Annotated in this window: 20 protein-coding genes; 9 read left to right on the top strand and 11 right to left on the bottom strand. The window is 53.3% G+C overall.

What is annotated here, in order from left to right:
* The first annotated feature begins 164 nt into the window (after positions 1 to 164).
* Together yihI and hemN are read left to right on the top strand one after the other, a co-directional pair.
* A complete protein-coding gene (yihI, locus tag OGX84_RS16010) occupies positions 165 to 674 on the top strand; it encodes a Der GTPase-activating protein YihI (protein WP_012133944.1) in 510 nt (169 codons plus the stop codon).
* A gap of 188 nt (positions 675 to 862) precedes the next feature.
* Positions 863 to 2,236, top strand: a complete 1,374-nt coding sequence (hemN, locus tag OGX84_RS16005) for an oxygen-independent coproporphyrinogen III oxidase (protein ID WP_101744345.1) — start codon at positions 863 to 865, stop codon at positions 2,234 to 2,236.
* 90 nt (positions 2,237 to 2,326) lie between these two features.
* Here hemN and OGX84_RS16000 read toward each other — a convergent pair whose 3' ends face one another.
* The 4 genes from OGX84_RS16000 to glnA form a co-directional block, all read right to left on the bottom strand.
* Positions 2,327 to 2,437 carry a YshB family small membrane protein gene (locus OGX84_RS16000; RefSeq protein WP_096753919.1) on the bottom strand — a complete coding sequence of 37 codons (111 nt, stop codon included), beginning with the start codon at positions 2,435 to 2,437 and terminating at the stop codon, positions 2,327 to 2,329.
* A 111-nt stretch (positions 2,438 to 2,548) separates the two neighbouring features.
* Entirely contained in the window at positions 2,549 to 3,958 is a 1,410-nt protein-coding gene (gene glnG, locus OGX84_RS15995; RefSeq protein WP_012133942.1) for a nitrogen regulation protein NR(I), read from the bottom strand.
* A gap of 11 nt (positions 3,959 to 3,969) precedes the next feature.
* Positions 3,970 to 5,019 (bottom strand): nitrogen regulation protein NR(II), encoded by a 1,050-nt coding sequence (gene glnL, locus OGX84_RS15990; protein ID WP_012133941.1) that lies wholly within the window; start codon positions 5,017 to 5,019, stop codon positions 3,970 to 3,972.
* Between the two features lie 279 nt (positions 5,020 to 5,298).
* On the bottom strand, positions 5,299 to 6,708 hold the full coding sequence (gene glnA, locus OGX84_RS15985; protein ID WP_024130676.1) for a glutamate--ammonia ligase: 1,410 nt from the start codon (positions 6,706 to 6,708) through the stop codon (positions 5,299 to 5,301).
* A 377-nt stretch (positions 6,709 to 7,085) separates the two neighbouring features.
* Here glnA and typA point away from each other — a divergent pair, with 377 nt between their 5' ends.
* Positions 7,086 to 8,909 (top strand): ribosome-dependent GTPase TypA, encoded by a 1,824-nt coding sequence (typA, locus tag OGX84_RS15980; protein WP_012133937.1) that lies wholly within the window; start codon positions 7,086 to 7,088, stop codon positions 8,907 to 8,909.
* A 111-nt stretch (positions 8,910 to 9,020) separates the two neighbouring features.
* Here typA and ompL read toward each other — a convergent pair whose 3' ends face one another.
* The 7 genes from ompL to yihU all read right to left on the bottom strand — a co-directional run bounded on the left by ompL (position 9,021) and on the right by yihU (position 17,859).
* Positions 9,021 to 9,713: a porin OmpL gene (gene ompL, locus OGX84_RS15975; protein WP_024130675.1), complete on the bottom strand. Its 693-nt coding sequence runs from the start codon at positions 9,711 to 9,713 to the stop codon at positions 9,021 to 9,023.
* An 88-nt stretch (positions 9,714 to 9,801) separates the two neighbouring features.
* Complete coding sequence (locus OGX84_RS15970) at positions 9,802 to 11,196, bottom strand: MFS transporter (protein ID WP_012133935.1); 1,395 nt, start codon at positions 11,194 to 11,196, stop codon at positions 9,802 to 9,804.
* A gap of 45 nt (positions 11,197 to 11,241) precedes the next feature.
* On the bottom strand, positions 11,242 to 12,624 hold the full coding sequence (locus tag OGX84_RS15965; protein WP_286458168.1) for an MFS transporter: 1,383 nt from the start codon (positions 12,622 to 12,624) through the stop codon (positions 11,242 to 11,244).
* A 45-nt stretch (positions 12,625 to 12,669) separates the two neighbouring features.
* Complete coding sequence (locus OGX84_RS15960; protein ID WP_275166823.1) at positions 12,670 to 14,694, bottom strand: alpha-glucosidase; 2,025 nt, start codon at positions 14,692 to 14,694, stop codon at positions 12,670 to 12,672.
* Positions 14,695 to 14,804: 110 nt separating this feature from the next.
* Positions 14,805 to 16,046 (bottom strand): sulfoquinovose isomerase, encoded by a 1,242-nt coding sequence (yihS, locus tag OGX84_RS15955; RefSeq protein WP_047459905.1) that lies wholly within the window; start codon positions 16,044 to 16,046, stop codon positions 14,805 to 14,807.
* Positions 16,047 to 16,061: 15 nt separating this feature from the next.
* A complete protein-coding gene (yihT, locus tag OGX84_RS15950) occupies positions 16,062 to 16,940 on the bottom strand; it encodes a sulfofructosephosphate aldolase (RefSeq protein ID WP_012133930.1) in 879 nt (292 codons plus the stop codon).
* 22 nt (positions 16,941 to 16,962) lie between these two features.
* Positions 16,963 to 17,859 (bottom strand): sulfolactaldehyde 3-reductase, encoded by an 897-nt coding sequence (yihU, locus tag OGX84_RS15945; RefSeq protein WP_024130674.1) that lies wholly within the window; start codon positions 17,857 to 17,859, stop codon positions 16,963 to 16,965.
* Positions 17,860 to 18,025: 166 nt separating this feature from the next.
* Between yihU and OGX84_RS15940 the strand changes: the two genes are divergently transcribed.
* The 6 genes from OGX84_RS15940 to dtd all read left to right on the top strand — a co-directional run bounded on the left by OGX84_RS15940 (position 18,026) and on the right by dtd (position 25,129).
* A complete protein-coding gene (locus OGX84_RS15940; RefSeq protein ID WP_049009345.1) occupies positions 18,026 to 18,922 on the top strand; it encodes a sugar kinase in 897 nt (298 codons plus the stop codon).
* 32 nt (positions 18,923 to 18,954) lie between these two features.
* Positions 18,955 to 19,758: a DeoR/GlpR family DNA-binding transcription regulator gene (locus OGX84_RS15935; protein ID WP_012133927.1), complete on the top strand. Its 804-nt coding sequence runs from the start codon at positions 18,955 to 18,957 to the stop codon at positions 19,756 to 19,758.
* A gap of 436 nt (positions 19,759 to 20,194) precedes the next feature.
* The gene (locus OGX84_RS15930; RefSeq protein WP_286458167.1) at positions 20,195 to 22,945 is read left to right on the top strand and encodes an autotransporter outer membrane beta-barrel domain-containing protein; all 2,751 of its coding nucleotides are present in this window, start codon (positions 20,195 to 20,197) and stop codon (positions 22,943 to 22,945) included.
* Positions 22,946 to 23,229: 284 nt separating this feature from the next.
* Positions 23,230 to 23,829 (top strand): glucose-1-phosphatase, encoded by a 600-nt coding sequence (gene yihX, locus OGX84_RS15925; protein ID WP_047459890.1) that lies wholly within the window; start codon positions 23,230 to 23,232, stop codon positions 23,827 to 23,829.
* Positions 23,823 to 24,695 carry a virulence factor BrkB family protein gene (locus tag OGX84_RS15920; protein WP_012133924.1) on the top strand — a complete coding sequence of 291 codons (873 nt, stop codon included), beginning with the start codon at positions 23,823 to 23,825 and terminating at the stop codon, positions 24,693 to 24,695. Before yihX ends, OGX84_RS15920 begins: the two co-directional genes overlap by 7 nt.
* Positions 24,692 to 25,129: a D-aminoacyl-tRNA deacylase gene (dtd, locus tag OGX84_RS15915; RefSeq protein WP_047459887.1), complete on the top strand. Its 438-nt coding sequence runs from the start codon at positions 24,692 to 24,694 to the stop codon at positions 25,127 to 25,129. Before OGX84_RS15920 ends, dtd begins: the two co-directional genes overlap by 4 nt.
* Positions 25,130 to 25,153 lie beyond the last annotated feature (24 nt).

Here is a 25,153-nt window from a genome sequence, read left to right as displayed (position 1 = left end):
AAAAAAGGCGACAGATTACTCTGTCGCCTTTTTTCTTTATAGGGTTTCTGCTAGATTCCGCGGCAAATGAAACTCGTCATACTTCAGGTTGCATGTGCGTTGACTTCCTGCAACTCGAATTATTTAGAGTATATACTGACTAAAACAGCCAAAGACGAATCACTATGAAATCAACTTCTACACCACGCGGTAAAGGTCCCGCAAAAGCGCGTCGTAAAACACGCGAAGAGCTGAATCAGGAAGCGCGCGACCGTAAGCGTCAGAAAAAACACCGTGGTCATGCGGCGGGGAGCCGTGCGACAGGTGACAACGCGGCTTCAGGCGGTAAAAACCAGAACAAGCAGAAAGATCCACGAATTGGCAGTAAAACCCCCATTCCCCTGGGTGTGACCGAAAAAGTCACCAAACAGCACAAACCGAAGAGTGAGAAACCTATGCTTTCACCGCAGGCTGAGTTGGATTTACTGGAAACGGATGAGCGCCTGGATGCGCTGCTGGAACGTCTGGAAGCAGGCGAAACCCTGAGTGCGGAAGACCAAACCTGGGTAGATGCCAAACTGGATCGTATTGATGAGCTGATGCAGAAGTTGGGCCTCTCTTATGATGACGATGAAGAAGAGGAAGAGGACGAAAAGCAGGAAGATATGATGCGCCTGCTCCGGGGCGGCAACTAACGGGTTTACACCGTGGGCCTTCCCGTCCTGCTTATAACCCTTCCGGTTGTATGTTATCTGGTGTGGTTATTCGTTAAACTACAGCGGTTGTCGCGGCGACAGAAGTGGCTGCGCAACCGGTTTATTACCCGTAGTGGGGTAAAGCCGGTACGCCGTACCCGCCAGCGACGCCATCGGAAGGAGTGAGCATGTCTGAACAGTTGATAGACTGGGATCTGGCCCTGATCCAGAAATATAACTATTCCGGGCCACGATATACCTCGTATCCCACAGCGCTGGAGTTTTCGGAAGACTACGGCGAAGAGGCATTTCAGCACGCTGTGGCGCGTTACCCTGAACGTCCGCTGTCTCTGTACGTTCATATCCCGTTTTGCCATAAATTGTGCTACTTCTGCGGTTGCAACAAGATTGTGACCCGCCAGCAGCATAAGGCCGACCAATATCTCGATGCGCTTGAACAAGAAATTATTCATCGCGCGCCGCTGTTTGCCGGACGTCGCGTTAGTCAACTGCACTGGGGCGGCGGAACGCCAACGTACCTGAATAAAGCGCAAATCAGTCGGTTAATGACGCTTCTGCGTGGAAACTTTCATTTTAACGACGACGTCGAAATCTCGATCGAAGTCGATCCCCGTGAAATTGAGCTGGATGTGCTCGATCATTTACGCGCGCAAGGGTTTAACCGCCTGAGTATGGGGGTGCAGGACTTCAATAAAGACGTTCAGCGTCTGGTTAACCGCGAGCAGGATGAAGAGTTTATCTTCTCGCTGCTCAATCATGCGCGCGAGATAGGCTTCACCTCGACGAATATCGATCTGATTTACGGGCTGCCAAAGCAAACGCCGGAAAGCTTCGCCTTTACGCTCAGACGCGTGGCAGAGCTGAGCCCCGATCGCCTGAGCGTCTTTAACTACGCTCATTTGCCCACGTTATTCGCCGCTCAGCGCAAAATCAAAGAGGCTGACCTGCCCAGCGCGCAGCAAAAACTCGATATCCTGCAAGAGACCATCTCATCGCTGACGGAGACGGGCTATCAGTTCATCGGGATGGATCACTTTGCCCGCCCGGATGACGAGCTGGCCGTTGCCCAGCGTGAAGGTGTTCTGCATCGTAACTTCCAGGGCTATACCACTCAGGGCGATACGGACCTGCTGGGGTTGGGCGTTTCCGCCATCAGTATGATTGGCGACAGCTACGCGCAGAACCAGAAAGAGCTGAAGCGCTACTATCAGCAGGTGGATGAGCTGGGGAATGCGTTATGGCGCGGCATTGTGCTGACCCGCGATGACTGCATTCGTCGGGATATTATTAAGTCGCTGATCTGCAACTTCCGTCTCGATTACGCAGCGGTTGAACAGCAGTGGGATCTCAACTTCGCGGCGTACTTTGCGGAAGATTTAGCGCTGCTGGCGCCGCTGGCGAAAGATGGGCTGGTGGATGTGGATGATAAGGGGATTCAGGTTACGCCGAAAGGCCGTCTGCTGATCCGTAACATCTGTATGTGCTTTGATGCTTATCTGCGCCAGAAAGCGCGGATGCAGCAGTTCTCACGGGTGATTTAGTGGCGTTGCCCGGTGGCGCTACCGCTTACCGGGCCTACAAGTTAACATCAACCGTAGGTCGGATAAGCGGTAGCGCCATCCGGCACGCATTTAGCTAAACAGCCCAACCAGCGCTGCACACAGTACTGCGGCAACCGCAGTTTGTGGCGTGTGGCTGTCGACCGCTCCGCTCGATACCAGATTGATTAATGATTCCAGCATGATGATTCCCCCTGTTTGCCGGGCATGATCATACTCAACTCATCGGAACAGTAAAGCGCAAAATAACGGCAATTTGCGCTTAAATATTAATCTTTACACAACGACGAATCGTCACTCCATACCCAGCTCTTTTAGCTTGCGAGTCAGGGTGTTACGACCCCATCCCAGCAGCCGTGCCGCTTCCTGTTTATGCCCCTGGGTATGACGCAGCGCGGTGGTTAACAGCGTACGCTCCAGCTCAGGCTGCGCTTCAGAAAGCAGGTTTTGATGACCGGAACGCAACGCGCGATCCGCCCACTGCGCCAGCAATGTGGCCCAACTGTCTGACTGTATGTGCGACTGGCTGTCTGGCACCGTGGCTTCAAACAGCTCGCCGGGTAAGTCCTGAATCAGAACCTCCTGTCCGGCGGCCATCACCGTTAACCAACGGCAGGTATTCTCCAGTTGACGCACGTTGCCAGGCCAGGCCAGACGCGTCAGCGCCGCTTCGGTTTCCGGGTGGAGCAATTTGGCTTCGACGCCCAGTTCGCGGGCAGCCACTTGCAGGAAATGCCGCGCCAGGCGTGGAATATCTTCCCGGCGCTCGCGCAGCGGCGGCAAATGTACGCGAATCACGTTCAGGCGGTGGAACAGATCTTCACGGAACTTACCTTCCTGTACGCGTAATTCCAGGTTCTGATGGGTGGCGGCGATAATCCGCACATCAACCTTCACCGGCGCATAGCCACCAACGCGGTAAAACTGCCCATCGGCTAAGACGCGTAGCAAACGCGTCTGCACATCCAGCGGCATATCGCCGATCTCATCGAGAAACAGCGTGCCGCCGTCGGCCTGCTCAAAGCGCCCCTGACGAATGGTATTCGCCCCGGTGAACGCCCCTTTTTCATGACCAAACAGTTCGGACTCGATCAAATCCTTCGGAATAGCCGCCATATTCAGGGCGATAAAGGGAGCTTTTACGCGTGGGCTATGGCGATGCAGCGCATGGGCGACCAGCTCTTTACCGGTCCCGGACTCGCCGTTGATCAGCACGCTGATAGACGAGCGTGAGAGGCGGCCAATAATGCGAAAGACATCCTGCATCGCGGGCGCTTCGCCGATGATATCGGTTGTCGGGCCGTTGATCTGGACATTGCGCGGCTGTTGCTGCTCCTGATAATGGCTGATCGCGCGTTCAACCAGCGCGACCGCTTCGTCAATATCAAAAGGCTTTGGCAGATAATCAAACGCGCCTTGTTGATAAGCGCTGACGGCGGCATCGAGATCGGAATGCGCCGTCATTATGATGACCGGAAGCATGGGGTGACGCTGTTTGATCTGTTTTAACAGCGCCAGTCCGTCCATTCCCGGCATACGGATATCCGACAGCAGGACATCCGGCGTTTTACTCGCCAGCGCGTCCAGCACTTCGTTGCCGCTTTCAAATGTGGTGCAATGTAATCCCGCCCCGGCGAGCGCACGTTCAAGCACCCAACGGATGGAACTATCGTCATCGACTACCCAGACTATCCCTCGTTGCATAAACGTCACCTTTATTTCCTGATAGGCAGGTAAACCGAGAACTCGGTATGACCCGGCCAACTGGTAAATTCAATTTTGCCGGAATGCTGATCAATCAAATTACGGGCAATGGATAAGCCCAGCCCGGTGCCGCCTTCGCGACCGCTGACCATCGGGTAAAACAGCGTGTCCTGTAAATGGGACGGAATACCCGGCCCGTTGTCCTCAACGTCGATGCGTGCCGCCAGGCGATAACGCACGCCATGCAGCGTCAGCTGGAATGCGGTACGGGTACGCAGAATGATTTCACCGCCTTCCGGCCCTAACGCCTGTAAGGCGTTACGCACGATGTTCAGCAGGACCTGTTCAATCTGGTCCGGGTCGTGAGGCAGTTCCGGCAGACTGGGGTCGTAATCACGAATCATCGTGACGTTCTCTGGCAGCTCCATCGACACCAGTGCGACGACGCGTTCTGCGACTTTGTGGATACTCTCCGTGACGTGCATACCCGGCTGTTGCGGTCCCAGCAGTCGGTCAACCAGATTACGCAGCCTGTCGGCCTGCTCAATAATGACTTTGGTGTACTCCAGCAACGCCGGGTCAGGCAGGGCTTTACTGAGCAGTTGGGCCGCGCCGCGTAAACCACCAAGCGGGTTTTTGATCTCATGCGCCAGACCGCGCACCAGGTCGCGGGCGGCGATTTGCTGGGCATGCTGAAGCTGTTCCTGGCTCAGGCGACGCTGGTTATCCATCGGCGCCATTTCCAGCAGGATGAAGTTATCCGGCAGGCGCTGGGCGGTTAGCGAGAGAATATGGGAGCGTCCGTCGATCACCAGCGTGACTTCGTTGTCCGTAAATCCCTGACCTGCTTCCAGGCTTTCGCGCATCAGCCCAATATTTAATGAAAAATAGCTCAACAGCTCAGGCAGCGGCGTACCAAACAGCTTGCGGGCGCTTTGGGCGAGCAGCTGTTGTGCGGCCGGGTTGGCGTAATGCACCGCCAGCTCGTCGTCGACCAGTAAAATGCTGTTGATTAAAGAATTGAGGATCTGCCCAGCATCGGGCTGCGTGCCTGTTGCCATTTAGCAGTCTCCTGGAATAGTTTGCACCAATTTAGTGCATTATAGCTTTTTACGTGTAAAAAGCGCGTGGGATCAGAACGTTGGTGGAGAAAAAAGCCCATCGTGTGATGGGCTACAGATGAGTGGCAAACGTTGTGCCGGATGGCGGCTTTGCCTTATCCGGCCTACAAGGTGATGTTACCGGTAGGCCTGATAAGCTTGCGCCATCAGGCGTCTTATCATTCGCCATCAATCTCAAACCTGCCTGAACAGGCTAAAAGTTCCACGGCAACTCAACGATTAAACGCTGTAGTACAGCTCAAACTCTACCGGGTGCGGCGTCATGCGCACGCGGTCATTTTCTTCAATGCGCAGGGCGATGTACGCGTCGATCGCTTCATCAGTGAACACGCCGCCTGCTTTCAGGAATTCGCGGTCAATATCCAGCTCGTTGAGCGCTTCTTCCAGAGAGCCTGCAACCTGTGGGATCTCTTTCGCTTCTTCCGGCGGCAGGTCATACAGGTTTTTGTCCATCGCTTCGCCTGGGTGGATCTTGTTCTTAATACCGTCAAGACCCGCCATCAGCAGAGCGGCAAAGCACAGGTACGGGTTCGCAGCCGGGTCCGGGAAGCGCACTTCGATACGACGCGCTTTCGGAGAGGCCACAACCGGAATACGGATAGAGGCAGAACGGTTACGGGCGGAGTAGGCCAGCATGACCGGTGCTTCATAACCCGGGACCAGACGCTTGTAGGAGTTGGTGGTCGGGTTCGCCAGGGCGTTGATCGCTTTTGCGTGTTTGATTACGCCGCCGATGTAGTACAGCGCCTGCTCAGACAGACCCGCATATTTGTCGCCGGAGAACAGGTTAGTCCCGTTTTTGGACAGGGACATGTGGCAGTGCATACCGGAACCGTTATCGCCGAACATCGGTTTTGGCATAAAGGTCGCAGTTTTACCGAAACGGTGAGCGACGTTGTGCACAACGTATTTGTAGATCTGAATTTCGTCCGCTTTTTTGGTCATGGTGTTGAAGCGGGTTGCCACTTCGTTCTGACCTGCGGTTGCCACTTCGTGGTGGTGTGCTTCTACAACCAGACCCATTTGCTCCATAACGGAACACATTTCAGAACGGATGTCCTGAGAAGAGTCTACCGGCGGAACCGGGAAGTAACCGCCTTTTACTGCCGGACGGTGACCTTTGTTGCCACCTTCGTACTGGGTGGAGGAGTTCCATGCGCCTTCGATATCGTCGATAGCGACGTGGGAACCGGAGATAGAAGAACCGAAGCGGATATCGTCAAACAGGAAGAACTCTGGCTCTGGCCCGAACAGAACGGTGTCTGCGATGCCGGTAGAGCGCAGGTACTCTTCCGCGCGCTTGGCGATGGAACGCGGGTCGCGATCGTAACCTTGCAGGGTGCCTGGCTCCAGGATGTCGCAACGAATAATCAGCGTAGAATCAGCGTAGAACGGGTCAATGACCGCAGTGGATGCGTCCGGCATCAGAACCATGTCGGATTCGTTGATACCTTTCCAGCCACCGATCGAGGAGCCGTCAAACATTTTGCCTTCTTCAAAGAATTCGGCATTCACCTGATGAGCAGGAATCGTGACGTGCTGTTCTTTACCTTTGGTATCGGTGAAGCGCAAATCAACAAACTTCACTTCATGCTCATTCAGCATCGTCAAAACGTGTTCAGCGGACATACTTAACTCTCCCGGATTGGTCATTGTCGTCGTGGTAACGAAGTCTTCAATTCTGCAAAAATTGGCCGTGTCGCCGTAAAAAATACAAAGCGAAATCTGTGCCAACTTTTAAATTGCCCCTAAAAGGCGTTATCATGCGCACCATCGTGCAAAAGGGCCGCACCATAGTGGATATGTTGCACCAATATAGTGCTTTAATGTGAACATTAAGCACCATGTTGGTGCAATGGACAGTGAGTGACCCTTTTAACGCTCCGTGAAAGCGATCACAAAGAAACTCTGCAATACTTGTTTGCGGAGGATCTCTGTGATCCTGTTTTGTAGTGCGATTAATCCGTGTACAATAACGCGCTATTTCTAATGCCTGAGGCAAAGTTGTGATCGAAAATTTGCGTAACATCGCCATCATCGCGCACGTTGACCACGGTAAAACTACCCTGGTCGATAAGCTGCTACAGCAATCCGGTACGTTTGATGCGCGTGCCGAAACTCAAGAGCGTGTGATGGACTCCAACGATTTGGAGAAAGAGCGTGGGATTACCATCCTCGCTAAAAACACTGCTATCAAATGGAATGATTACCGTATCAACATCGTTGATACCCCAGGACACGCCGACTTCGGTGGTGAAGTTGAACGTGTAATGTCCATGGTAGACTCCGTGCTGCTGGTGGTTGACGCATTTGACGGCCCGATGCCGCAGACGCGCTTCGTGACCAAAAAAGCCTTTGCTCATGGCCTGAAGCCGATTGTTGTTATCAACAAAGTTGACCGTCCTGGCGCGCGCCCTGACTGGGTTGTAGACCAGGTATTCGACCTGTTCGTTAACCTCGACGCGACCGACGAACAGCTGGACTTCCCGATCATCTACGCTTCGGCGCTGAACGGTATCGCAGGTCTGGATCACGAAGATATGGCGGAAGACATGACCCCGCTGTATCAGGCGATCGTTGACCACGTACCGGCACCGGACGTTGACCTGGACGGCCCGCTCCAGATGCAGATCTCTCAGCTGGACTACAACAACTATGTTGGCGTTATCGGCATTGGTCGTATCAAGCGCGGTAAAGTGAAGCCGAACCAGCAAATCACTATCATCGATAGCGAAGGCAAAACCCGTAACGGTAAAGTGGGCAAAGTGCTGACTCACCTGGGTCTGGAACGTATTGATAGCGACCTGGCGGAAGCGGGCGATATCATTGCAATCACCGGTCTGGGCGAGCTGAACATCTCCGACACCATCTGCGATCCGCAGAATGTTGAAGCGCTGCCAGCGCTGTCTGTTGATGAGCCGACCGTTTCTATGTTCTTCTGCGTAAACACCTCTCCGTTCTGCGGCAAAGAAGGTAAATACGTGACCTCTCGTCAGATCCTTGAGCGTCTGAACAAAGAACTGGTACACAACGTTGCGCTGCGCGTTGAAGAAACCGAAGATGCGGACGCGTTCCGTGTATCCGGTCGTGGTGAACTGCACCTGTCCGTTCTGATTGAAAACATGCGTCGTGAAGGTTTCGAGATGGCGGTTTCCCGTCCGAAAGTTATCTTCCGCGAAATCGACGGCCGTAAACAGGAGCCGTACGAAAACGTCACGCTGGACGTCGAAGAGCAGCACCAGGGTTCTGTGATGCAGGCGCTGGGCGAGCGTAAAGGCGACCTGAAAAACATGAATCCAGATGGCAAAGGCCGCGTACGTCTCGACTACGTGATCCCAAGCCGAGGTCTGATCGGTTTCCGTTCAGAGTTCATGACCATGACCTCCGGTACGGGTCTGCTGTACTCCACCTTCAGCCACTACGACGATATCCGTCCGGGCGAAGTGGGCCAGCGTCAGAACGGCGTACTGATCTCCAACGGTCAGGGTAAAGCGGTTGCGTTCGCACTGTTCGGTTTGCAGGATCGCGGTAAGCTGTTCCTGGGTCACGGCGCGGAAGTTTACGAAGGCCAGATCATCGGTATTCACAGCCGTTCTAACGACCTGACCGTAAACTGCCTGACCGGTAAGAAACTGACCAACATGCGTGCGTCTGGTACTGACGAAGCAACGGTTCTGGTTCCGCCAATCAAGATGACCCTGGAGCAGGCTCTGGAGTTCATCGATGACGACGAACTGGTAGAAGTGACTCCAACCTCTATCCGTATTCGTAAACGTCACCTGACGGAAAACGATCGTCGTCGTGCAATGCGTGGCGCGAAAGAAGAGTAATACGGGCTTACAAAATCGGCCTGATAACTCCGATTCGTAGGCCGGATAAGGCGTTAGCCGCCATCCGGCAACAAAAAGCCGCTGATTTCAGCGGCTTTTTTATTATCCTGTTCAGAAGAAATATTTTACCCCGACACGAATCTGGTTTTGCTCCCGATGGTAGGGCTCCACATTGCGATCCAACCAACGTAACTCTAAGTACGGCAGCCAGTTCTGGTTAATCCGGTATCTGAAAGTATTGGTAATTTCCCAGTGGTGTTTGGTTCCGTTGCTGCTGTTAAAATCATTCACATTATAAAAATAGTGTGGCTCAAAGGTATAAGAAAATTTATCAGTAATGATGAAATTCCAGTAGTTGCCGATTTCATAGCTATCGTTATTATCTAATTCACCATTTAAATCAGTAGAACTGTAGTTATTATGGTTGTAACGGTTACGAACCGTCAGATTAAACCACGGTGTGAATTTATAATTGACGTCCAGATAAACAGCGCCGCCAGAACCGATGCTTTTATCGTTTATCAGACCACCGGGTTGAATGGTTAACCGGTCCGTCGGTTTAAATAACGGATACCAACCCTCAATTTCATTATAACCATGCTTTAATTCATCATCACGCTGTAGCGTATAGGTGTTGGTCAACATAATTCCAGCCCCCATATCGGAGTTGTAGCCAACGCGCAGCATGAATTCCATTTGATCGGATGCCAGATTATAGGCCTCGCGGTTTTCCACATAAGCGCCCGCAAAAACAGAAGTGGAGATAACAGAGGATAACAGCATTATTGTGTTCAACGTTTTCATAGTAAATCCATTTTTTAAGCGTAGGGAGCCGCTATCCATCGAAATGGATAGAGCGGCAATTATTTTATTTAATTAGAACAGAGGTTTTTTAATGGCTTACAACGCCGGTTTGTATCGATTGTTTCTTTCGTTGGCTAATTTCCTCAATAATAAAAGCAAAACGTTTTTCATTGAGCTTATAAAAAAAGCCCATTGTGAGTGCGGCGATAATCGCCAGGCCGCATGGCCAGAGAAATATCAACTGACGTAGGCCAAGTAACGTCTCCGCGCTTTGCGCTATGTTCGGCACGTAGCCAATTTGCGTCAGCATAATGCCGGGCAAGAAACCCGCCAGCGCCGCAGAAATTTTTCGTGAGAAGGTATAACCGGTATAGACCGACCCTTCCGCACGAATGCCTGTTTTCCATTCGCCGTAATCGACCGTATCAGGAACCAGCGCCCAGTTCAGGCTGTTAACGAACGCGGTGCCGAAAAACGCCATGCAGGAGAAGATCACGAACAGGAAAGAGGTTCCACCCCAGAGAAAGTTCAGCACATCGCCGATAGCCCACAGCGTCAGGCCGCCGAGGTAGACCTGCTTTTTCCCAAACCGTTTTACGGTTACGGGCACCAGCAGTACGCCGACCAGAATGCACCCCATACTGAAAAATCCCATCCATGACAGCAAATGGATGTCGTTCAGCACGTACTGGGTGTAATAGACCTGAATCGCCAGTTTGATGTTAAACGCGGCCAGCGTACATAAGTTGGCCACGCAGAGCACCAGCAGCGGCGGATTGCGGAAAATCGCACAGAAGGATTTAAGAATGCTGGGCTTATGGTGGGCCGGAACGATATCGATATACCGTTCTTTCACCCCGCTGAAACACCACCACATACTGAACAGGCCGCAAACGGAGAAAATCAACGCGGCTACCAGATAACCCAGAGAAGATGACTGGGTGAAGAGCGCCTGAATCGGCATAAAGCCAACGGTACACAGCAACAGACCGAGCGTTGCGCCGCCCTGACGCCATGCTGCGAGTTGGGCGCGCTCATGCGGGTTTCTGGTGATAGCGGGCACCATCGCCCCGTATGAGCAATTCATCAGGCTGTAAAACAGGCCAAACAGCATGAACAGTACGGTTGCCAGCGCTGTTTTGACCGTCAGTGTAAAATCGGTGGCGAGAAACTGCGCGCTGGCAACCAGCGCGACAGGAAATGATGCATACAGAATGAAAGGGCGAAACTTACCTTTAGCGCCAATATGACGACGGGAATCCAGCAGCACCCCCGTCAACATATCGGTGAACGCGGTAAAGAACTTCGCCACCAGAAAGATAATCCCACCGTAATATGCGGGCATCCCCAGTTCATCGGTATAAAACTTAAGCAGATACAGCGTACCGATACACAGCATCAAATTTGAGCCGAAGTCACCCATGCCATAGGCATATTTTTCCCGTAGGCTCAGTTTTAGCGTCAGCGGATCATGGTCAGACATAATCGCTCCTCAATAACGCCCCGAAGGGCGCCTTTATTATCATTGTTAAGCCGTTTGTTTACGGGCTTCTATCTCTTCAACGATGCGGACATACATCTTCTCGTTGAGGTTGTAGAAACATCCCATTGCGATGATGGTTATCACCGCCAGCGCGCACGGATAAATAAAGATCAGCTGCCGCAAACCTTCGACAGTGCCTGCCGATTGCACCACATTGGGCACGTAGCCGATTTGGGTCAGCATCCAACCGGGGAAGAAGCCCGCCAGCGCCTGAGACACCTTACGGAAGAAGGTAAAACCGGTGTATACCGTTCCTTCTGAACGCACGCCGGTGCGCCATTCACCGTATTCCACCGTGTCGGAGACCAGCGCCCAGTTCAGGCTGTTCACAAACGCTGAACCGAAAAACGCCAGGCAGGAAAACGCGACAAAACTGACCGAGCCGCCGCCAAAGAAGTAGTTGAGAAGATCGCCGATAACCCAAACCAGCAGGCCGCCGATGTAGACCTTTTTCTTGCCGAAGCGTCTTACCGCGCCGGGCATTAAAAAGACGCCGATGAAAATGCAGCCCATGCTGAAAAAACCCATCCAGGAGAGGAGGATCGGGTCATTCAGTACGTACTGGGTGTAATACACCTGGATCGCCAGCTTAACGTTGAAAGCGCCCAGGGTGCAGAGATTCGCGATACATAAAATGAACAGCGGACGGTTCCCGGCAATGGCGCGAAACGACTGGAGCAGCCCCGGTTTTTCGGTCGCTTCAACCGGTTTTACCTCCACATAACGCTCTTTGACGCCTGCGTAGCAGAGCCACATAAACAGCAGGCCAAACAGTGAGAACAGCGTGGCGGCGAAAATATAGCTTAGCTGTGCGTTCCCTTCGATCAGATTCATCACCGGAACAAAACCGACGGTGCACAGCAGCAGGCCGAGCGTGGCGCCGCCCTGACGCCAGGCGGCAAGCGAGGCGCGCTCATCCGGGTTTTTGGTAATGGCGGGCACCATCGCGCCGTACGAACAGTTCATCATGCTGAAGAACAGGCCGTACAGCATAAACAGCACCGTCGCCATCACCGTCTTACCGGTAATTTCAAACGGCGTGCCGACAAAGTTGGCGATGGCCAGCAGGGTCACAGGAAACGCGGCATAGAGCACGAACGGACGGAACTTGCCTTTCGGGCCGATTTTACGCCGCGAGTCGAGCATAATCCCGGTGCCCATATCGGTGAAGGCGGTAAAGAATTTGGCGATCAGGAAAATAATACCGCCATACGTGCCCGGTAGACCCAACACATCGGTATAAAACTTAAGTAAATAAAGCGTACCAATATCCAGCAGGATATTGGAGCCTAAATCACCCATCCTATAGGCAAGTTTTTCTTTAAACGGCAAGCGTAGGGTCGCCGGATTTGATGACGTTTGACTCATTATTTTTCTCCATATGCCCGTGAGTTTCCCCACGGGCGAGCCGTATTAGATAGTGCGTAAAGAGGCAAACAGTGATGCCCACTCGCTCTCTGCACGGTAAAAGACCGGAGGCCTGCCGAGCGGCGCGTCCACGGTAATCTCGCCGCCGCGAAGCGTTTCTCCCGTCCACGCGTTGATCCAGTTATCCTCAGGCAGATATAGCGTCCAGTCGCGGCGTCCTTGTTCGTGGACCGGCGCAACCAGCAGGTCGCGACCCAGCAGATACTGGTATTTCAGGGTGTAGGTCTGCGCATCGTCCTCGTAGTGCAGGAACAGCGGGCGCATGACCGGCAGACCGGTTCTGGCGTTCTGCGCCACCGCCTGTTTGAGATACGGTTTCAGGGTGGTAAAGACGGTTGTCATACGGGCAAAGTGGGCGATAGTTTCCGCGTCGCCATCAAACTGCCAGTTATCGCCGGGGCGGTTCCCTTCGTGGGTACGCATCATCGGGGTGAAGGCGCTGAAGTCACACCAGCGCAGCAGCAGCTCTTTACTGCGCTTCATGTCGAACAGGGTGGTATAACCGCCAATATCGCTGTGATGCAGACCGTGACCCGTCATCGCCAGCGACAATGCGGCAGGCACCACGGAGGCAAGACCGTCGTCCAGACTCCAGTCGACGTTCTGATCGCCCGCCCACATCATGGTGGAGTATTTTTGGCTGCCGGTATAACCCGCACGCATAAAGAACAGGATCTCGCCCAGCTTGCCGGTCTCTTGTAGCGCTTCGTAGTTACATTTCGCCCACAGCGCCGGCCAGGCGTTATGCATAATTTCCGCGCTGACGCCGTTATGCAGGTAAGTGTCGGTTGGCAGGTATTCCCCGAAATCCGCCATCCAGCCGCCGCAACCCAGCTCAATCATGTTTTTCTTGATGACATTCTTGAACCAGTCATAGGCTTCAGGATTGGTCAAATCCACGACGCCGCCATAAAACTCGCCGAACTCAACCAGATAGTCATCGCCCGCAGCGTCTTTTGCCAGATAACCGTGTCTGGCCGCTTCGGCGCAAAGATCTTTATCGCTGGCGACGTAAGGATTGATGTAGGAGAGGAACTGCACGCCTTCTTCTTGCCACTGCTTGATACGGGTATCCAGTTGCGGATAGTTGTCGCTGTTCCACTTCCAGTTCCACATCACGCGTTTGCCGAAAGAGGTCATGCGGATGCCGGACCAGTCCTGCGCCCAGATGCCATTCACCTTCACGCCTGCGTTGCGCATGGTGTCCAGCTTCTGCTGGCAGACGTCGGTGCCGCCCTGAATGCCGAGCGTCACGCCGTCGTAAACCCAGTCCGGCAACACCGGCTGGCGGCCTAACAGCGCCGTCAATTTTTCCAGCAGGGCGATGTAGCTGTCGGCGCATTCAAAACGCAGGGTGGCGTTGTCTTCCCATAGCGCCAGCTCATGGTATTCCGGCACGCTAAAGTCGAAATTCATGTAGCAGCTGTTATCGACGTGGCAGTAGTACTTTTGCGTGCTGACAAAAGTGGGCTGTGGGAAAAAGGTCCAGTAGTAATCCCCGCCCGCGTTTTCTTTGCAGTCCGCCTGCCAGGTGACATAGCTGTTTTTGTTGCGCCCGACGCCTTGTTCGCTGGTCCAGAGCGGGAAAGGCTTGCCGCGCAAATCGAAATAAGAGAATTGTTCGCCGCAGCCATAGATGTGATCTTCTGGCTGGGCGGCCAGGCGTAACCAGATGCGGTTATGGGTAAGATCGCTGTTTTGCAGTTTCAGCGTCAGGCGGCCCGCCTCATCGGTGGCGATGTGTAACGCCGCGCTGATGGCATCGCCGCGATTGAAATGGATCAACCAGCCATCCGGGGACTGGTTTATCGTTGCGTCAGTCAGCGCGATTTTCTCATTCAGCTTATCTTTTATGCTGAAATTACCGCGAAACATGTCGATATCGGCGACGCCGGTACCAATCCACAGGCAGGGATTTTCTGCGCTGTGGGATAGCAACAGACGATCTTGCCAGCTCAGGGTGAAGCCGTCATCGGTTGTTGTCAGGGTGATATTGTGTAGGGTATGCATAAGTTTTCTATCCTCAATGTTGCCGGACGGCAGCGCTCTTGCCTACGGTTAGCACGGCGCTCGTCGGCCGGATAAGACGCCTTAACGTCGCCATCCGGCATGTCATATTGTTATTTCGCGTTGCTATCCAGCAGGCCCGCAGCAACGGCGGGCGCCAGCCCCGGCGCCAGCGGCAGGCGCGGGATCACCAGGCAGTGCAGCAGGTGGTAAATATCCTGCTTGCCGTCCCACACTTTGGTGGTCACCTGGTTATTGGTATCCAGCTCCTGCCACCACGAACCGTTCTCGTAGTCCATCAGATAAGTGATGCAGTAATCCCACCACTTCTGATACCAGGCTTCGTATTGGCTATCGCCGGTGAGGGTATACAGGGCGTAAGCGGTGCCCATTGCTTCCACAATCGGCCAGCGTACTCTTTCACGTACAATCGGTTTGCCGTCCCAGTCCACGGAGTAGACGAAGCCGTCTGCGCCATCGGGCGCCCAGGCGTCGCGAAGGGTGGCGTGGAATAACCCTTTGGCATCTTCCAGCAGCCAGGCGGGCGGAGTTTCAAAACGCGCTTCCAGGGCCGCATGCAGGTGCAGCATCAGGCGACCCCACTCGATCCAATGCCCCGGCGTGCCGCCGTAAGCGCGGAAACGGTGGGCAGGGTTATCTTTGTTGTAATCGCGGATGGGGTTCCACTGCGCATCGAAGTGCTCGTTGACGCGGTAGTCGCCGTTGCGGGCCACATCGTGAATAATGACGGAGGCGATGCGCAGCGCGCGGTCGAGCCATTTACGATCGTGGGTCACGTCGTACACGATCAAAAAAGCCTCTACGGCATGCATGTTGGCGTTGCCGCCACGGTAATCTTCGGTCTGGCTGAAGGCTTCGTCCCAGGACTCCAGGCACATCTGCTCCTCTTCGCTCCAGAAGTATTTTTCGATGACCTCGATCGCGTCATCCAGCAGTTTTCTGGCCTGTGGATGGCCCGTGGTGACGGCGCTTGCCGCCCCTAGCAGGACGAAGAAATGCTGATATCCCTGTTTGGAGGCGTCCATCACGCCTTCATCGTTTACACAGGCATACCAGCCGCCGTAGCGCCGATCGCGTAACGCGCCGTTCAGCGCGTTAATACCATGGTCGACTAACTGATATGCGCCCGGACGGCCCATCGATGCGGCAACGGAATAAACGTGCAGCATACGGGCGGTAATCCACAGGTGCGTACCCATCTCCGCTCTGATCTGTCCCTGATTTCCCAGCCAGCCGAAACCGGTAGGTACTGCGGATTTTTTCCCAAAGTCAAAAATGCGATCGGTTTCTTGCTCCAGCCAGCGGTTGTGGCTCAACGTGTTAAACCATTTCATGCTTTCATCCTCACATTAACGACGGCGGGCCATCATTTCGTCGACGATCTCACCCAAACGCTGCAACTTAGGCACAGAAATATCACGCAGCATCAGTTCGGTATCCGGCAGGCCAATCACCGATGACCAGACGGCGCGACCCGCCAGAAAACCGGATGCGCCCGCGGTCATTGCGACTCTGACCGCCCGAGGGAACAATTTTTCATCAATACCGGAGGAGAGGATGACCCACGGCATATTGATATGCTCGTTCAGGCGCTGTGACGCGGCGAGAAGGTCGTGCTGCGCGCCTTTGCCGTACAGCGGCATTTCAACTTTGTAGAGATCCGCGCCGCTGTCGCCCAACTCTTTCGCGGCATCAATGATGGCCTGTTCACGGTCGAACTTATCGCCACGGCGAGGTGGGCGCACAACCGGTTCGATAATGCTCACCAGACCATTGCTGTGGCACATCTCATTAAATTCTTTGACCATATCAAGACGCTGTTGGGCATCTTCATCGCTGCGCCAGAGCACCAGCAGTTTTAGCGCTTTACCGCCGTCTTGCTTTATCGCTTGTGGATTGATCTTTTTATCAATGACGACGCTATCGACAGGAATGCCATTGCCGGGAATGAACGCATCGGCGGCGACGATCATGGCGCAGTTTTTTGCAATCGCGTTTTGCTCCACCACCTGGCGGTAACAGAACTGTTGGTCAATCAGAATGGCGGAGGCATAAGGAGACAGCGCTTTTGCGGCATTCACTTTGAAATCCGTCAGTACGCTGTCGGCAATAGGAGACTTCGCACCAGCAGCTGCAAACATTAAGCGCATCGCTTCACGCTGATCGACCGCCAGCATGGCAAAGCCGCCGGATGCGCGCGTAATGTCTTTGATGGTGTAGTTGTTCATTCAGTTTTCCTTTATTCAGTCGTTACATTTTGAATTTGTTCGGTAATCCGGCGCTGTTACGCACCTGTTCGAGAATGGCTGTCCAGTCTTCCCGGCCACGACCGGCAGCGCGAGCCTGGTTATAAACTTCACGGGATGCGGCGCCGAGCGGCATCGGCACATGCAGTTGGTTGGCAACATCCAGCGCAATCCCCAGGTCTTTGTGCGCCAGATCGATCATGAAGGAGGGAGAAAGGTCGCCTTTCAGCACTTTGTTCGGCCAGGAGGTGGTGAAGTGGCCTTTGCCTGCCGGGGTTCCGCTCATCACTTTTAACGCGACGTCGAAGGAGAGGCCCAGCGCTTCGCATAACGCGGCGGCTTCGGCAGAAAGCGCATTCAGCGCGATGCTCATATAGTTATTGATAAGCTTTACGCGAATCCCCATGCCGGGGCCGCCAGCGTTAATCAATTCATTGCCCATCGCCATCAGTACCGGCGTTGCGCGCTCCACCTGTTCTGCGCTGCCGCCTGCCAGTAATAGCAACGTCCCCGCAATGGCGTGATCGGACGTTCGACCGACCGGGACATCCATCATGCTGAACCCTCTGGCGCGCATATCTGCGATAAGTTTGTCCGTCTGTAGCGGATGGATGGTGGACATATCGATCACCAGCGCGTCCTGCGACAAGCCTTCGCAAACGCCTTGATCGCCGAATAACACGCTGCGAACGAGATCGCCATTAGGCAGCATTGTGATGACAAACTCGGCCTCTTTCGCCGCCTGCGCCGGGCTGCTGGCCGGACGAGCGCCTTTTTCCACCAGGGTCTGTATGGCGTCGGGGTTCACATCAAAGACGCTGAGCTGATGGCCCTGCTTGAGCAAATTACTCGCCATGGGCGAACCCATCTGGCCTAATCCGACAAATGCAATCACTGCCATATCGTTCTCCTGAAACGTGAATGTCATTTTTTGTCACTTGCGTGACGCTGATTTTGTCTGTTTTTGATCGTATTTGTAATTTATAGTCAAAAAATTGACAGCCGTCACTTTTTAAACATTTTGCGAAATTAAAATAATCGCATCCCGAAATGCTTAAGGAATGACCATGATTCGTGTTGCTTGTGTGGGTATCACCGTGATGGATCGCATCTATTACGTTGAAGGTTTACCGACTGAAGGAGGTAAATATGTGGCGAAACGTTATACGGAAGTGGGCGGCGGGCCTGCTGCAACTGCCGCAGTGGCTGCGGCGAAACTGGGGGCGCAGGTGGACTTTATTGGGCGTGTGGGAGATGACGACACCGGAAACAGCCTGCTGGCGGAGCTGGAATCCCTGGGGGTAAATACCCGCTATACCCGGCGTTACGCGGGGGCGAAGTCCTCACAGTCTGCGGTCATCGTCGATGCGAAAGGGGAGCGGATTATCGTCAATTATCCCAGCCCGGATTTATTGCATGACGCTGACTGGCTTAATGAGATCGACTTTTCTCAATGGGATGTGGTGCTGGCGGATGTTCGTTGGCATGAAGGGGCGAAACGGGCGTTCACGCTGGCGCGCCGGGCCGGAGTCATGACGGTTCTGGATGGCGATGTGACGCCACAGGACATCAGCGAGCTGGTGGCGTTAAGCGATCATGCCGCCTTCTCTGAACCGGGTCTGGCGCGCCTGACGGGAATACAGGATACCGTAAGCGCGTTAAAAAAATCACAAATGCTCACAAATGGACATGTCTATGTCACGCGCGGCGGTGAAGGATGCGACTGGTTAGACGATAATGTCTTCCGGCATCAACCCGGATTCCTGGTAGAGGTGGTCGACACCACCGGCGCGGGGGATGTTTTTCACGGTGCGCTCGCCTTTAGCCTGGCGGGCGGAACGCCAATCGAAGAGGCCGTCAGGTTTGCCAGCGGCGTGGCCGCACTGAAATGCACCCGACCAGGCGGGCGTGCCGGAATCCCTGACTGTGATCAAACCCGATCTTTTCTGTCACTTTTTGTATAAAATGTAAGGCAATGGTTTTTCGAGGAATTTGCATGAGTCTTACTGAACTGACCGGTAACCCACGGCATGATCAGTTGCTGGCGCTGATTGGCGAGCGCGGTTACATGAATATTGACGAACTGGCTGGCCTGCTGGATGTGTCCACGCAGACCGTGCGTCGCGATATCCGCAAACTGAGCGATCAGGGATTGATTACGCGTCATCACGGTGGCGCGGGACGGGCTTCCAGCGTTGTGAATACCGCCTTTGAGCAGCGAGAAGTCTCCTGGACGGAAGAGAAAAAAGCCATCGCGGAAGCGGTGGCGGACTATATTCCAGACGGCTCCACGGTCTTTATCACCATTGGTACGACCGTTGAGCAGGTAGCGCGGGCGCTGTTAAACCACAATCATCTGCGCATTATCACTAACAGCCTGCGTGTGGCGCATATTCTGTACAATAATCCGCGTTTTGAAGTGATGGTGCCTGGCGGAACGCTTCGCCCGCATAACAGCGGCATTATCGGCCCTTCTGCGACGGCGTTTGTGGCGGGGTTTCGTGCGGACTATCTTGTCACCAGCGTCGGTGCGATAGAAAGCGATGGCGCGTTGCTGGAGTTTGACGTCAATGAAGCCAGTGTGGTGAAAACCATGATGGCTCACTCCCGGCATATCCTCCTTGCTGCCGATCATACGAAATACCATGCTTCCGCAGCGGTAGAGATTGGCAACGTGTCGCAGGTAACGGCGCTGTTTACTGATGAGTACCCAGGCCCGGCATTGCATAACCTGCTTCAGTCACAGCAGGTTGAGATTGTCCAGGTTAGCCCAGGCCAGGATGACGCAACGTCAGTCTGAAGGGGTTATAAACAGAACCGTCTTTTTAGACGGTTCTTTTTCACCTTTTTGTCAAATATATAATCATCCTGGTGGTGATATAAAAATCTTAAAATAAAAACCGCCTGCTTATTGTTACCCTGATAGCTGTTGTTTTATAAGGCGTTTATTTTCCTGCCGGGAATGCTTTTATTCTATAAAAATAGTTATTAAGAATAATGCAAATAAATAAGGTGCATTTTATTTACTGTTATCTCATGAGCCCCTGCCGTACATTGACAGATTAAATGAATACTTGTATTTATTCTGCTAAGGTGACAATTCATTACGCCTTTGAACTCTGACTCTTTAATTATTTAAAGATGAGCGGATGGATTTCGCCTTTTATAAATATCTTATGCACGCGTCTTTGATGCTTTTATCCGAATAAAAAAGCCTTACGGAAAAGGTGGCTCTCATGAAATCTTCTCGTCTTATTCAAAAAACGCCGATCCCGGCAAAGCTCGCGCTCTGTATCGCCAGTGCGCTGGCGTTGAGCGGGCAGGCTGTAGCAGGATGTAGTTACACGTCTACCGCACAACTATTTTGTGACAATACAACTATATATCACTATGGTAATCCGCTCGGAGGAGCTGCAAGGGATTACAGTGGATTTGATGAAGTCCGTATTGATACTACCTCAGAAGGAACTACTTCAGGATTAACTGGCTGGGGTGTCTATATTGATAACATTGGCTATAAATTTAAAAATCTGGTTATCAATACAACAGGCACCGCAGCAGATGGAATCCACTCTAAAAATGCAGGCGGTAAACTGGTCGCAGATAATATCTATATTACCGCAACAGGAAGTAGTGCTGATGGAATAAATATTGGTCGCGAGTTACAGGCTGATTATTCAATTGTTGAAGTCAATGGTGATGTAACGGTTGATGCTGAAAATGGAATGGGGCTACGCGCCAACGCGTCTGCGAATAAAGACAACGCCCAGTCATCAATAATTATCCATGGTGATACTGATATTGTTACCCGTGGTCCTGGTGGCGCGAATACGGGATACGGGATCTATGCAGGTAGAGATCCCGCGCAATTTACAGGTACAGCAAAAGGCGATGCGAGTATTACGGTTAATGGCACCGCATCAGTCGCGACGTCAGGGCGTAGTGCTCATGCGGTATATGTGGCCCGTAAAGGGTTAATAAACATTAATAATGTGGATTTGAAAACCTCCGGCGTGAGCGCACATGGCGTTTATGCGTATTCATCTACTGATTCTGCAACGGTAAACCTTAGCGGTGATAGTAAAATTCAGGTTACTGATAGCGGCGCTTATGCCATTTACGCCTATGGTTCACAGGCGTTAGTTCGCTCGTGGGATTATGCTACCGATAGTGCTGGCTCTGGCGTATACGACATTGAAGGAAATTTACGCGCATATTACGGCGGTACGATGGATCTGCGGATGGAAGAGGGGAGCCGTTTTGTGGGGCAAACGGATTCTTCACAACAAAATAGTAACGCGAACTACCATGGTACGCTGGATCTGGATATAAACGGTGCAAACAGCGAATGGACGATGACCGGGAACTCTGTGGTCTCTACTCTGACGCTGAACCAGGCCACATTGCGTTATAGCGCAGATGGCGTGTCCCGCGATGACGAAAGTACCTTTAAAACCCTGACCGTGATGGGCAACTACACCGGCACAGATGCGTTACTGGTGTTGAACACCGTGCTTGAAGGCGATGATTCTTTTACCGATAAACTGATCGTCAAAGGGGATACCTCCGGCAATACCAATGTAGGCATCAATAACATCGGCGGTGTGGGCGATCTGACCCTTAACGGTATTGAGATTGTGGACGTTGAGGGCGTTTCCGACGGAACGTTCACCAAAGCAGGACGTATTGTGGCGGGCGGCTATGACTATGACGTGGTGAAAAATGCCAGTAACTGGTATCTCACCAGCCAGCTAAGCCCGGTGGAGCCAGAACCAGAACCTGAGCCGGAACCGGAACCAGAAAACCCGGACCCGGTCGATCCACCAACACCGCCGGGACCGGTTGACCCGGTGGACCCGCCAGCACCACCAGGGCCGGTTGATCCCGTGGAACCACCAACGCCGCCAGGGCCGGTTGATCCCGTGGAACCACCAACGCCGCCAGGGCCGGTCGATCCTGTTGAGCCCCCTGCGCCACCAGAGCCGCCGCTGCCGCCAGCGCCTGAACCTGGTGAACATCAATACCGCCCGGAGTTTGGTAGCTATCTGGCGAACAACTATGCCGCCAATACGCTGTTTATCACCCGTCTGCACGATCGCCTGGGTGAAACCCAGTACACCGACATATTAACGGGCGAGCAGAAAGTGACCAGCATGTGGATGCGTAACGTAGGTGGTCATATGCGCTTTACTGATGGCAGCAAGCAACTGAAAACGCAGGCTAATCGCTATGTATTGCAGATTGGCGGCGACCTGGCGCAGTGGAGCAGCGATAGTCTCGACCGCTGGCATCTGGGTGTGATGGCAGGTTATGCCAATCATAAAAGTAAAACGCATAACACCCATAATGGCTACGCTTCACGCGGTCATGTGAACGGCTACAGCGCGGGGTTGTATGCGACGTGGTATGCGAATGAAGCGGATAAAACCGGGACGTATCTGGATAGCTGGGTGCTCTATAACTGGTTTGATAACACCGTGCAGGGTGACCATCTTGCCAGTGAAAAATACAAATCTGACGGTATCACGGCATCCATCGAAGGGGGATACACCTTCCTGATAGGCGAAAGCGAGCGTACGAGTTACTGGCTCCAGCCAAAAGCCCAGGTGACCTGGATGGACGTGCAGGCTGACTCGCACCGTGAAAGCAACGGCACTCAGGTGAAAGACAAAACTGACGGCAACCTGATGACCCGACTCGGTGTGCGTGCATACCTGAAGAGCCATAACGCCATTGATGATGGCAAAGACCGCGAGTTTCAGCCGTTTGTTGAAGCAAACTGGCTCCACAATACCCATAACCAGAGCGTCCAGATGGGGGCGATCCGGGATGAAATCAGCGGCACCAAAAATATTGGTGAGCTGAAAGTTGGTGTGGAAGGGCAAATTAACCCGCGTTTGCAGGTGTGGGGGAATGTAGCTCAGCAGGTAGGCGACAACAGTTACAGTGATACCGCAGCGATGTTGGGGGTGAAATACAGCTTCTGAACCATAACGGCGGATAGCTTACCGGGTCTACGGACTATTTTGTAGGCCGGATAAGGCAAAGCCGCCATCCGGCAGGTCGCCCGGTGGCGCTACCGCTTACCGGGCCTACGGGCTGTTTTGTAGGCCGGATAAGGCATAGCCGCCATCCGGCGAAAAGTGTTAAGGCGATGCATTGCATCGCCTTTTTTCCGTTTGCGTTAGTCGATTTTTTCCCTGTCCGGCGCATAGTCAAACTCCTGCTTTCCCGCTACAGTTATTCATCCACGGCTTGCAAGGAGAGGATCATGCTCTATATCTTTGATTTAGGTAATGTGATTGTCGATATCGACTTCAACCGCGTGTTAGGTGCATGGAGTGACCTGAGCCGTGTCCCGCTGGCTTCGTTGAAGCAAAGTTTTACGATGGGAGAGGCGTTTCATCAGCATGAGCGGGGGGAGATCACTGATGAAGCCTTCGCAGAAGCGCTGTGCCATGAGATGGCGTTACCGCTGAGCTATGAGCAATTTTCCCACGGCTGGCAGGCGGTATTTGTCGCATTACGGCCCGAGGTTATCGACATCATGCATAAGCTTCGCGAGCAGGGGCATCGTGTCGTCGTATTGTCTAATACCAACCGTCTGCATACGACCTTCTGGCCGGATGAATACCCTGAAGTTCGCCAGGCTGCCGATCATATTTATCTGTCCCAGGAATTGGGCATGCGTAAACCTGAGGTGCGGATTTACCAGCATGTTTTGCAGACAGAAGGTTTTTCTGCCGCCGATACGGTCTTTTTTGACGACAACGCCGATAATATAGAAGGGGCTAACCAGTTGGGGATCACCAGTATTCTGGTGACGGATAAAACGACCATCCCGGACTATTTCGCGAAGTTGTTATGCTAAAAAACGTGCATCAAAAAGCCAGGCATCATACGCGTCCAGTCAGGGCCTGGCTTAAACTGTTGTGGCAGCGCATTGACGAGGACAATATGACCACCCTCGCGGGGAACCTGGCCTATGTCTCGTTGCTCTCGTTAGTGCCGTTGATCGCCGTCGTTTTTGCGCTTTTCGCCGCCTTTCCCATGTTTTCCGACGTCAGCCTCCAGTTACGCCATTTTATTTTTGCTAACTTCATCCCGGCGACGGGAGATGTTATTCAGCGTTATATTGAGCAGTTCGTCGCAAATTCCAACAAAATGACGGCGGTAGGCGCTTGTGGACTGATCGTCACGGCGCTGTTGCTGATGTATGCCATCGACAGCGCCCTGAACACCATCTGGCGTAGCAAACGCACGCGTCCAAAAGTGTATTCTTTCGCCGTTTACTGGATGATCCTGACCCTGGGGCCACTGCTGGCGGGCGCCAGCCTGGCGATCAGCTCCTATCTGCTTTCTCTGCGCTGGGCCAGCGAGCTCAACACGGTTATCGATAACGTCCTGAGGGTATTCCCTCTGATTCTCTCCTGGATTTCGTTCTGGCTGCTGTACAGCATTGTGCCGACCACGCGCGTACCAAACCGCGATGCTGTTGTCGGCGCTTTTGTCGCAGCGGTACTGTTCGAAGCAGGAAAGAAAGGATTCGCGCTTTATATCACCATGTTCCCGTCATATCAGTTGATTTACGGCGTGCTGGCGGTTATCCCCATTTTGTTTGTCTGGGTGTACTGGACATGGTGTATCGTCTTGCTTGGTGCCGAAATAACTGTCACTCTCGGGGAATACCGCAAACTCAAACAAGCCGCAGAACAAGAAGAAGCAGACCAATCATGATTGCATTAATTCAGCGCGTAACCCGTGCCAGCGTCACCGTGGAGGGCGAGGTGACGGGTGAAATCGGCCAGGGACTTTTAGTGTTATTAGGTGTCGAAAGGGATGATGACGAACAGAAAGCGAATCGCCTGTGCGAGCGCGTGCTCGGTTATCGAATTTTTAGCGATGCCGAAGGCAAGATGAATCTCAACGTGCAACAGGCGGGGGGAAGCGTGCTGGTGGTGTCGCAATTTACGCTGGCTGCCGATACCGAACGCGGTATGCGACCGGGCTTCTCAAGAGGCGCCGCGCCGGATCGCGCTGAAGCGCTGTATGAATACTTTGTTGAGCGCTGCCGCCAACAGGAAATGAACACGCAAACCGGACGTTTCGCTGCTGATATGCAGGTCTCGCTGGTCAATGATGGCCCCGTAACGTTCTGGCTACAGGTATGAGCCAGCTTCCGGCGTGGCCGCGGG

Origin of the sequence: Citrobacter sp. CK202, assembly GCF_030333225.1 — a bacterium.
GTDB classification, from domain to species: domain Bacteria; phylum Pseudomonadota; class Gammaproteobacteria; order Enterobacterales; family Enterobacteriaceae; genus Citrobacter_B; species Citrobacter_B koseri.
The sequence above is the reverse complement of the archived record's forward strand: the minus strand, read 5'-3'. Positions and strand labels throughout refer to the sequence as shown.

What these genes read in the sequence shown, in the direction of transcription:
- glnA (WP_024130676.1), bottom strand. Translation starts at nt 6,708, where the DNA reads ATGTCCGCTGAACACGTTTTGACGATGCTGAATGAGCATGAAGTGAAG.
- OGX84_RS15940 (WP_049009345.1), top strand. Translation starts at nt 18,026, where the DNA reads ATGATTCGTGTTGCTTGTGTGGGTATCACCGTGATGGATCGCATCTAT.
- yihU (WP_024130674.1), bottom strand. Translation starts at nt 17,859, where the DNA reads ATGGCAGTGATTGCATTTGTCGGATTAGGCCAGATGGGTTCGCCCATG.
- hemN (WP_101744345.1), top strand. Translation starts at nt 863, where the DNA reads ATGTCTGAACAGTTGATAGACTGGGATCTGGCCCTGATCCAGAAATAT.
- OGX84_RS15965 (WP_286458168.1), bottom strand. Translation starts at nt 12,624, where the DNA reads ATGAGTCAAACGTCATCAAATCCGGCGACCCTACGCTTGCCGTTTAAA.
- yihS (WP_047459905.1), bottom strand. Translation starts at nt 16,046, where the DNA reads ATGAAATGGTTTAACACGTTGAGCCACAACCGCTGGCTGGAGCAAGAA.
- OGX84_RS15960 (WP_275166823.1), bottom strand. Translation starts at nt 14,694, where the DNA reads ATGCATACCCTACACAATATCACCCTGACAACAACCGATGACGGCTTC.
- OGX84_RS15970 (WP_012133935.1), bottom strand. Translation starts at nt 11,196, where the DNA reads ATGTCTGACCATGATCCGCTGACGCTAAAACTGAGCCTACGGGAAAAA.
- yihX (WP_047459890.1), top strand. Translation starts at nt 23,230, where the DNA reads ATGCTCTATATCTTTGATTTAGGTAATGTGATTGTCGATATCGACTTC.
- ompL (WP_024130675.1), bottom strand. Translation starts at nt 9,713, where the DNA reads ATGAAAACGTTGAACACAATAATGCTGTTATCCTCTGTTATCTCCACT.
- glnG (WP_012133942.1), bottom strand. Translation starts at nt 3,958, where the DNA reads ATGCAACGAGGGATAGTCTGGGTAGTCGATGACGATAGTTCCATCCGT.
- OGX84_RS15920 (WP_012133924.1), top strand. Translation starts at nt 23,823, where the DNA reads ATGCTAAAAAACGTGCATCAAAAAGCCAGGCATCATACGCGTCCAGTC.
- yihT (WP_012133930.1), bottom strand. Translation starts at nt 16,940, where the DNA reads ATGAACAACTACACCATCAAAGACATTACGCGCGCATCCGGCGGCTTT.
- yihI (WP_012133944.1), top strand. Translation starts at nt 165, where the DNA reads ATGAAATCAACTTCTACACCACGCGGTAAAGGTCCCGCAAAAGCGCGT.
- OGX84_RS15930 (WP_286458167.1), top strand. Translation starts at nt 20,195, where the DNA reads ATGAAATCTTCTCGTCTTATTCAAAAAACGCCGATCCCGGCAAAGCTC.
- OGX84_RS16000 (WP_096753919.1), bottom strand. Translation starts at nt 2,437, where the DNA reads ATGCTGGAATCATTAATCAATCTGGTATCGAGCGGAGCGGTCGACAGC.
- OGX84_RS15935 (WP_012133927.1), top strand. Translation starts at nt 18,955, where the DNA reads ATGAGTCTTACTGAACTGACCGGTAACCCACGGCATGATCAGTTGCTG.
- glnL (WP_012133941.1), bottom strand. Translation starts at nt 5,019, where the DNA reads ATGGCAACAGGCACGCAGCCCGATGCTGGGCAGATCCTCAATTCTTTA.
- dtd (WP_047459887.1), top strand. Translation starts at nt 24,692, where the DNA reads ATGATTGCATTAATTCAGCGCGTAACCCGTGCCAGCGTCACCGTGGAG.